General features: G+C 64.2%; 9 protein-coding genes. 8 read left to right on the top strand and 1 reads right to left on the bottom strand.

The window, feature by feature from the left end; all coding sequences use genetic code 11:
- The first annotated feature begins 32 nt into the window (after nucleotides 1-32).
- The 8 genes from ABY454_RS11430 (at nucleotide 33) to ABY454_RS11395 (ending at nucleotide 7,903) form a co-directional block, all read left to right on the top strand.
- Entirely contained in the window at nucleotides 33-161 is a 129-nt protein-coding gene (locus ABY454_RS11430; protein WP_372930791.1) for a DsbA family protein, read from the top strand.
- 102 nt (nucleotides 162-263) lie between these two features.
- On the top strand, nucleotides 264-3,713 hold the full coding sequence (locus ABY454_RS11425) for a chromosome segregation SMC family protein (protein WP_372930787.1): 3,450 nt from the start codon (nucleotides 264-266) through the stop codon (nucleotides 3,711-3,713).
- A 139-nt stretch (nucleotides 3,714-3,852) separates the two neighbouring features.
- On the top strand, nucleotides 3,853-4,242 hold the full coding sequence (locus tag ABY454_RS11420; protein WP_372930785.1) for an AtpZ/AtpI family protein: 390 nt from the start codon (nucleotides 3,853-3,855) through the stop codon (nucleotides 4,240-4,242).
- An 81-nt stretch (nucleotides 4,243-4,323) separates the two neighbouring features.
- Nucleotides 4,324-5,037 carry a F0F1 ATP synthase subunit A gene (locus ABY454_RS11415; RefSeq protein ID WP_372930789.1) on the top strand — a complete coding sequence of 238 codons (714 nt, stop codon included), beginning with the start codon at nucleotides 4,324-4,326 and terminating at the stop codon, nucleotides 5,035-5,037.
- 39 nt (nucleotides 5,038-5,076) lie between these two features.
- Nucleotides 5,077-5,304, top strand: a complete 228-nt coding sequence (locus ABY454_RS11410) for a F0F1 ATP synthase subunit C (protein ID WP_372930784.1) — start codon at nucleotides 5,077-5,079, stop codon at nucleotides 5,302-5,304.
- Between the two features lie 37 nt (nucleotides 5,305-5,341).
- Nucleotides 5,342-5,827 (top strand): ATP F0F1 synthase subunit B, encoded by a 486-nt coding sequence (locus ABY454_RS11405; protein WP_372930783.1) that lies wholly within the window; start codon nucleotides 5,342-5,344, stop codon nucleotides 5,825-5,827.
- Between the two features lie 3 nt (nucleotides 5,828-5,830).
- A complete protein-coding gene (locus ABY454_RS11400; RefSeq protein WP_372930781.1) occupies nucleotides 5,831-6,322 on the top strand; it encodes an ATP F0F1 synthase subunit B in 492 nt (163 codons plus the stop codon).
- Between the two features lie 96 nt (nucleotides 6,323-6,418).
- The gene (locus ABY454_RS11395) at nucleotides 6,419-7,903 is read left to right on the top strand and encodes a glycosyltransferase (RefSeq protein WP_372930779.1); all 1,485 of its coding nucleotides are present in this window, start codon (nucleotides 6,419-6,421) and stop codon (nucleotides 7,901-7,903) included.
- 7 nt (nucleotides 7,904-7,910) lie between these two features.
- Here ABY454_RS11395 and ABY454_RS11390 read toward each other — a convergent pair.
- Nucleotides 7,911-8,487 (bottom strand): VWA domain-containing protein (locus ABY454_RS11390; RefSeq protein WP_372930777.1); only part of this gene is annotated, 577 nt, incomplete at its 5' end.

Below are 8,487 nucleotides of genomic sequence, written 5' to 3'. Positions count from 1 at the left end.
TATCGAATCAATCCATTATCGATGGCCTGACGGTGGTGAAGGAGCGCGGGCGCAAATACGGCGTGATCGGGACGCCGAGCTTCTTCATCAATGGCCAAAAGCTTCAAGGCACCGTCACATTCGACGAAATCAAGGCACTGATTCGACCACAGGCATCTTGACCGCCGCCGTTGCGAATCACGCCCAACCACTGCCAAGTTCACTGGTAACAGTACGCGTCCATCCACGCGTCACTCATACGTCCATTTAAGGATCGCTAGCCCGTGCAGATCACCCGACTCCGCCTACTCGGATTCAAGTCGTTTGTGGAGCCGACCGAGCTCCTGGTCGAGAACGGCCTCACCGGTGTCGTCGGCCCGAACGGCTGCGGCAAGTCCAATCTGCTCGAGGCGCTCCGCTGGGCCATGGGCGAGACCTCTTATAAGAGCATGCGCGGCTCGGCCATGGACGACGTGATCTTTGCCGGCTCTCAGGACCGGCCGGCGCGCAACACCGCCGAGGTGACGCTGTTCCTCGACAACAGCAAGCGGCTGGCGCCTGCCGAATTCAACGACTCCGACTTGCTTGAGGTGACGCGGCGCATCGAGCGCGAGGCCGGGTCGGCTTACAAGATCAACGGCAAGGACGTGCGCGCCCGGGATATCCGGCTGCTGTTCGAGGACGCCGCGACAGGCGCCCGCTCACCGGCGCTGGTCCAGCAGGGCCGCATCGGCGAGATCGTCAACGCCGCGCCGCAAGAGCGCCGGCGCGTGCTGGAAGACGCCGCCGGCATTGCCGGCCTGCATAGCCGCCGCCACGAGGCGGAATTGCGCCTCAAGGCAGCCGAGACCAATCTCGGGCGGCTGGCCGACCTCATCGGCCAAATCAAATCGCAGCTCAACGCCATGCGCCGCCAAGCGCGCCAGGCCAAGCGCTACCGGCAGATCTCCGACAAGATCCACGAGATGGAGGCCTTGCAGTACCACCTGCAATGGACGGCCGCTTGCGGGCAGGTCGAGGCTGACGAGGCGGCATTCCAAGAGTCGCTGTCGGCGGTCGCCGAAGAGACCAAGGCTGAAGGCGAGGCCTTGCGGCGCCAAGCCGAAGCGGCCGAGAAGCTCCAGCCGTTGCGCGATGCGGAAGCCGAGCGCGCGGCGGTGTTGCACCGCTTGAGCGTGGAACGGGACGCGCTGGAGCGCGAAGAGGCCCGGGCCAAGGCCCGCCAGGCGGAACTGGAGACGCGGCTGGCGCAGGCCTCCCGCGACCTCGCCCGCGAGGAAGAACACATCGCCGAGGCCGAAAGCATGTTGCGCGGACTGGGTGAGGAAAGCCGCAAGCTCGTAGCATCGAGCGAACGCGACGAGGAGGAGCCGCAGCTCCGCGCCGCCGCCGCCAAGGCAGTCGAGGCGCGTATCGCCGCGGAGGACGCGCTGCGCCAGGCCACCACCGAGCTCGCCGAGGCAAAAGCCGAACGCGGCCGCTTGGAAGGCGAGAAGACTACGACCGCCGCGCGAATCGCCCAGCTCGAGTCCCAAGCGGGCGACGTCGAGCAGGAACTTGCCAAGCTGGAAGCGGAGACCGGCGGCAACGCCCAATTCGCTCAACTGCGCGCGGACGCCGACCGGCTCACCGCTGCCTTGCAGGAGACTGAGACAGCACTCGCCAAAGCCGAGGCGGACGAGGAGCAGGCCCGTGCCGAGGAAGCACGCTTACGTTCGGATGCCGCCGCCGCCAAACTCTCCCGCCAGGAGATCGAGACTGAACTCGCTACGCTGACCAAGCTGCTGGCACCGACCCACGAGTGGGCGCCGATCGTCGAAGAGGTGAGCGTCGAGGGTGGATACGAGCAGGCTCTTGGTGCCGCGCTGGGCGATGATCTGGACGCTGCGTCCGAGGACAGCGCGCCGGCCCATTGGCGGAAAACCGCCGACGGCGCCGGGGATCACCCTCTTCCAGCCGGTGCGGTCCCGTTCAGCCAGTTCGTGAAAGCCCCGGAGGCGCTTGCCCGCCGCTTGGCGCAAATTGGCGTCGTGGAGCCCACCCAAGGCCGGGACCTGCAAACGGCGCTCAAGCCCGGCCAGCGGCTTGTGTCGCGGGACGGCGATCTATGGCGCTGGGACGGTTACAGCGTCACAGCGGGGACGGAGACCGCCGCGGGCGCGCGCCTGATGGAGCGCAGCCGGCTCGCGGCCTTGAAAGACAAGACGACCGAGGCTGGAGAAGCGCAATCCTCCGCCGAGGCGGCGTTCACCGCCGCCACCGAGCGCGCGGCCGACGCGACCCAGAAGACCAAGGACCTCCGCCTGAAGGCCAAGGAGACGCAGAGCGAGCTCGACCGCGCGCGCGAAGGCATCGCGGCGTGCGAGCACGAGGCTCAAGCCAGCTCCAAACAGCTCGGCGCGCTTGCCGAAGCGCTGACCCGCACCAAGGCGGCACTGGAAGAGGCGCGAGGGCTCAGCACAAGCAACGATGAGGCGCAGCTAGCGCTCGCCTCCCTCGCCGGTCTGGAAGCCGCGCTGGAAGCGGCTCAGGGCGAAGCCGGGACGGTCCGTTCGGAAGCGGCGCGCGCGGAGGCCAATTTGGAAGGCTTCGAGCGCGAGGTGCGCCTGCGCCAAGAGCGCGCGGAGGCCATTCGCGCCGAAGAGGAATTGTGGCGCAAGCGCATCACCAATGCCCGCGAGCAGATCGAGACCTTGCGGGCGCGCAAAGAGGAGACGAGCGCCGATCTGGAAGCCCTCGTCAATTTGCCAACGGAGATCGAAGAGCGCCGCGGCAAGCTGATGGAGGCCATCGCCGAGGCTGAGCGCGAGCGGGCCAAGGCCGCCGACGACCTGGCGGTCGCGGAGACGGCGCTGAAGGAAGAGGACAAAGCCTTACGCGCGGTGCAGGAGAAGCTGGCCGAAGCGCGCGAGGCCAAGGCAGGCGGCGAGGCCAGGCTGGAAGGCGCGCGTGAGCGCCGCAGCGAGCTGGCCCGTCTGGTCCGCGAGCAGCTGGACTGCACACCGGAAGAGTGCCTCGCCCGCGCCAATCTGGACGACGGCGCCGATATCCCGCCGCTCGAAGAGGTGGAAGAGCGGCTGACCAAGTTGAAGGCCGATCGCGAGCGGCTCGGCGGCGTCAACCTGCGGGCCGAGGAAGAAGAGGCCGCGCTATCGACGCAAATGGAAGAGATGGAGCGTGAGAAGGCGGACGTCGAGGAAGCCATCGCACGGCTGCGGCAGGGCATCTCGAACCTGAACCGCGAGGGCCGCAAGCGCCTGCTTGAGGCATTCGAGACGGTGAACAGCCATTTCGGACATCTGTTCAAGACGCTGTTCGGCGGCGGCTCGGCCGAACTGAAGCTGGTCGATTCCGACGATCCCTTGGAATCGGGGCTGGAAATCTTCGCCCAGCCACCCGGAAAGCGCACGCAGACCCTGACGCTGCTCTCGGGCGGCGAGAAGGCGCTGACCGCCATGGCGTTGATTTTCGCGGTGTTTTTGACCAATCCGTCCCCCATCTGCGTGCTGGACGAGGTGGATGCGCCGCTGGACGACGCCAATGTGGACCGCTTCTGCCGGCTGATGGAGGAGATGGCCCGAGAGACGGACACCCGCTTCCTGATCATCACCCACCATCCGCTCACCATGGCCCGGGTCAGCCGGCTGTTCGGCGTCACCATGGCCGAGCGCGGCGTAAGCCAGCTCGTGTCGGTGGACCTGGAGACCGCGGAAAGGCTCCGCGACGCCAGTTAGCGCTGATTTTTCAGCGCATTTCGCAGCGCCCCCTGCGTCGCCGTGACTTCCTTGACAGCCTGGAATCCCTAACTAAAGTGCCCGCGAAGCTTGAGGGCCAACCGGTTCCTTGGGGCTTTCCCGGAAATTGAGCACGCCAATGGCCGGAGCCGAAAATCAGTCCGGACGCCACCGAAGCGGCCGCGACAAAAGTGACATTCGGCGGCGGCTTGACGCTCTGGAAGGGAAGCTCGCGACGGCGCAAGGGCGCCGCCCGGAGACCTCCGACGACCAGGAGGGCCGGAGCAAGGCGATGGGCCAGGCACTCAGGCTGGCGACCGAGTTGGTCGCTGGGGTAGGCGTAGGGGGGTTAATCGGCTGGGCTCTCGACCAGCTGTTCGGTACAGCCCCGTTCTTGATGGTGGCCTTTCTGTTTTTGGGCGGGGGCGCCGGCATCATGAACGTGGTTCGGACAGCCAAGGCCATGCAGGGCGAGCCGATGCCGGGACACCACCTGCGAAACGCGACTGACAACGACGACAAGGACTAAGGCAAGGTGATTTCGGCAGCTTACGCAGCAGACGATGCACACGGGGGACACGGTGGCGGCGGCACAGGTCTGCCCGATCCGATGCACCAGTTCGAAATTCAGCGCCTGATCGATCTCAACGCGTTCGGCTTCGACGCCTCCTTCACCAACTCCGCACTGTTCATGGTCATTGCCGCGGCGCTGATCACCCTCTTCGCGCTTTTCTCCATGCGCTCAGGCGCACTGGTGCCTGGCCGCATGCAATCGGTGGCCGAGCTGTCCTACGAATTCGTGGCCAACATGGTGCGCGACAATGTCGGCACCTCGGGGATGAAGTACTTCCCCTTCATCTTCACGCTCTTCATGTTCGTGCTCGTGCTAAACATGCTCGGCATGGTGCCCTACTCCTTTACGGTGACGAGCCACATCATTGTCACCTTTGCGCTGGCCGCTTTCATCTTCATCGGCGTGACGCTGATTGGCTTCTGGAAGCACGGTATCGGCTTCTTGAAGTTCTTCGTGCCGTCGGGCGTGCCCTTCGTCATGCTGCCGCTGCTCGTCGTGATCGAGGTCATCTCTTATCTCACACGGCCCGTCAGCCTTTCGGTTCGTCTCTTCGCCAACATGATGGCCGGCCACACCATGCTGAAGGTGTTCGGCTCGTTCGTGGTGGCGCTTGGGCTCTTCGGTGGTTGGGCGGCGCTTGCATTCATGGTGGCCTTTACGGGCCTGGAGATCTTGGTGGCGTTCCTGCAAGCCTATGTGTTCGCCATCCTCACCTGCATCTATCTCAACGATGCGCTTCACATGCACTGAGGCCATCACACACAACGATCGTTCTAAGGAGAGAGAGTTATGGAAGCAGAAGCAGCAAAACTGATCGGCGCAGGACTTGCCTCGATCGCGCTCGTCGGCGCCGGCATCGGCATCGGCACCATCTTCGGCAACTACCTACAGGGTGCCTTGCGCAACCCGTCGGCGGCGCCGACTCAGTTCGCCAACCTGCTGCTCGGCTTTGCTCTGGCCGAAGCGACGGGGCTGTTCGGCCTCGTGGTGGCGCTGATTATTCTGTTTGTGTTCTAGTTCGAGCCCTTTGGCTCTTTAACTCAAGGACACGACGATGCCGCAACTCGATCCGCTCGATTGGGCCCCTCAGCTCATCTGGCTCGCCCTCACCTTCGGCGTTCTTTATTTGCTGATGGTATGGGTAGCGCTGCCGCGCATCGGTAGTGTGATCGACAAGCGTGCGGCACACATCAAGGGCGACTTGGAAGCCGCCGACAAACTCCGGCGCGAGACCGAGGACGCCATCGCCGCTTATGAGCAGGCGCTGGCCGAAGCCAAGCAGAAAGCGCATGGCATCGTCGAAGAAGGCCGCGCCAAGCTGAAAGCCGAAACCGACGCCGAGCGGGCCAAGCTGGAAAAGAAGCTCGCCGCCCGAAGCGCCGAGGCCGAGGCACGCATTGACGAAGCTAAGGCTTCGGCGATGAAAGACGTGAACGCGGTCGCCACGGATGTCGCTGCGGACATCGTGCGGCAGCTGACGGGCACGGCGCCCGCCAAAGGCGACATCGAGAAAGCCGTAACCGCGGCGCGGAAGGCCTAAGTCATGGATATCCTCGCCACACCGGAATTCTGGGTTGCCGTCTCCTTCTTCTTGTTCCTTGCGCTCCTGTTCTATTTCGGCGTGCACAAGAAGATCGCCACGGCGCTCGATGCCCGCGCGGCGGCTATCGCCAAGGAGATCGAGGAAGCCCAATCCTTGCGCGAAGAGGCGGAGAAGGTGCTCGCCGACTACCGCCGCAAGCAGGGCGATGCAGCCAAAGAAGCAGACGACATCGTGGCACTCGCGGGCAAAGAGGCCAAGGCCATGGCCACCGAGACCTCCCGCGCCATGAAGGAGCAGTTCGAGCGGCGCATGAAGCAGGCTGAGGACAAGATCGCCCGCGCCGAGACGGAGGCCCTGCGCGACGTGCGCGCCGCCGCGGCCGACGCCGCCGTGGCTGCTGCGCAGTCGGTGATCGCGGGCAAGCTGACGGCCAAGACGGCCGACAAGCTGATCTCTCAGGGCATCGACACCCTGAAATCCAAGCTGAACTAGCGCGTTTCCGCCTCAAGGCTCTCGATTGCAGCCACCGTGTCGCCTCGTGTCCGGTTTTTGGCAATTCGCTAAGACTCGATGAGATAGACTGGGTTCATGGTGCATGTCGTCGAACCACGGCACTCAGCCACCCTTGCCGATTACGAAAGCATCGCTGATCTGAACGGCACGGTGCGCAGTCTTCGCCAAGAGGCCGAGAGCCGCTTGGCCGGACTGGACGGCCGCCGCTTGGTGATGGTGAACAGCACCGCGCAGGGCGGCGGTGTGGCAGAGATGTTGCCGGCGCTGCTGGCCTTGCTGCGCGAACTCGGCGTCGACGCGCATTGGCTAGTCATGGAGACACAGGACCATGCGTTCTTCCGGCTGACCAAGCATTTGCACAATCTCATCCACGGCATGGGCGACCCGAATCTCGGCCCGGACGACCGCGCGCTCTATGACCGGGTGAGCGAAGAGAATGCAGACGCGATTGAGGCATTCCTGTCGCCGGGCGATGTGCTCGTCATTCACGATCCCCAGCCCATGGGCGCCGGCGCGCTCTTGCGCGACAGGGCGGACATCGCGGCGATCTGGCGCTGCCATATCGGCCTTGACCGCGAGACGCCGCAGACCCGCGCCGCCTGGGACTTTCTCGATCCTTATGCGACGCCTTACGATCACGCCATTTTCACTGCGCCGGAGTACATCCCGAGTTGCCTCGCCGGACGCTCTACAATTATCCACCCAGCCATCGACCCCTTAAGCGATAAGAACCGTTACCTCAGGGTCCATGAGCTGGTGGGCATTCTCGCCAACGCCGCGCTCGTCAAGCCTTGGGGACCCGTCACGACCCCGGCGTTTCCCGAACCGGCCAAGCGGCTTCAGGCGGACGGCAGCTGGGCGCCTGCAACGGAGCCGGAGGATTTCGGCCTTCTGTTCCGGCCTATCGTGACGCAAGTATCGCGCTGGGACCGGCTCAAGGGTTTCGTGCCGCTAATGGAGGGCTTCGTCTCTCTCAAGCTTGGTCTGGAGGCGCGTACCGATCTCGACGATCAACATCAACACGCCCTTCAACTGGTGCGGCTCGTTCTGGCAGGACCGGACCCGTCCTCAGTCGACGACGATCCCGAAGGCAAGGAGGTCCTCGCCGAGCTGTGCGCGGCCTATGACGCCCTGCCCCCGCATCTGCAAGCCGATATCGCCATGATGTCCTTGCCGATGTCGTCGAAGAAGAACAACGCACTCATCGTCAACGCTTTGCAGCTTTGCTCTGACGTCGTTGCCCAGAACTCGATCCAGGAAGGCTTTGGGCTCACGGTGACCGAGCCCATGTGGAAGCGTGCGGCGTTAATGGGCTCGTGTGCCGTCGGCATAAGGCAGCAGATCCGTCCCGACCTCGACGGGCTCTTGGTGACCGATCCGGAGGACCCTCAAGAGATCGCCGAAGCGCTCGATACGCTGCTGAGCGATCCGGTCAAGCGCGCAGCCTTCGGGCGCAGCGGGCGCCAGCGTGTACACGACAATTTCCTCGTGTTCGCCCAAGTGAAAAGCTGGCTCGAATTGCTCACCAATACGGTCGCCGCGCGCTGGCCACGTAGCTGAGCGCGACTCAGTTACTTGGTGCTCGCGATACCATTGGGCAGCTGAGCGTTTCGCGGAAGGCGGCGACAAGCTCGTCCTGTGTGTCCGCGGTAACGTAGAGGCCGTTATTCTTCTCGGCCAAGCATCTAATTCCGAGAACGCTCTGCTCACCTGTCCAGCTGAAGTATGACGTCCGGTAGGCGATAACGTGAACGGTCAGTCGCGCGGCGCCGTCTTGAAGTTCCTTGCCGAGCTCGCACGGCGATCCGCCGCACGTCTCCTCACCGTCGGTTAAAACGACGATGACGCCGGGCTTGTTACGAAAATCGAGAACCTCTGCCGCCTGCTCGACTGCGGCGGTCAGCGGCGTCTTGCCGGCAGGCGTGATCACATCCAACTCTTGCATGATGTGCCTTGCGGCGTTGGGCCTTGGCTTCATGTTCAGTTCAACGTTGCACTGGTTGTACGGTCCCGGCCCGTAGGTGATAAGCCCCACGCGGCGATAGCGCGAAGCGACGGGCAGGACCTTGCCGAGCGCACTGCGTACTTCGTCGATCCGCGTAATCGCAGTGGCCATTCCGAGCATCACATTGCCGGACATGGAG

Source organism: Methyloceanibacter sp. (genome assembly GCF_041573655.1).
In the GTDB taxonomy this organism is placed as follows: Bacteria; Pseudomonadota; Alphaproteobacteria; order Rhizobiales; family Methyloligellaceae; genus Methyloceanibacter.
The sequence above is the reverse complement of the archived record's forward strand: the minus strand, read 5'-3'. Positions and strand labels throughout refer to the sequence as shown.

What these genes read in the sequence shown, in the direction of transcription:
- ABY454_RS11395 (WP_372930779.1), top strand. Translation starts at nt 6,419, where the DNA reads ATGGTGCATGTCGTCGAACCACGGCACTCAGCCACCCTTGCCGATTAC.
- ABY454_RS11410 (WP_372930784.1), top strand. Translation starts at nt 5,077, where the DNA reads ATGGAAGCAGAAGCAGCAAAACTGATCGGCGCAGGACTTGCCTCGATC.
- ABY454_RS11405 (WP_372930783.1), top strand. Translation starts at nt 5,342, where the DNA reads ATGCCGCAACTCGATCCGCTCGATTGGGCCCCTCAGCTCATCTGGCTC.
- ABY454_RS11415 (WP_372930789.1), top strand. Translation starts at nt 4,324, where the DNA reads ATGCACCAGTTCGAAATTCAGCGCCTGATCGATCTCAACGCGTTCGGC.
- ABY454_RS11420 (WP_372930785.1), top strand. Translation starts at nt 3,853, where the DNA reads ATGGCCGGAGCCGAAAATCAGTCCGGACGCCACCGAAGCGGCCGCGAC.
- ABY454_RS11400 (WP_372930781.1), top strand. Translation starts at nt 5,831, where the DNA reads ATGGATATCCTCGCCACACCGGAATTCTGGGTTGCCGTCTCCTTCTTC.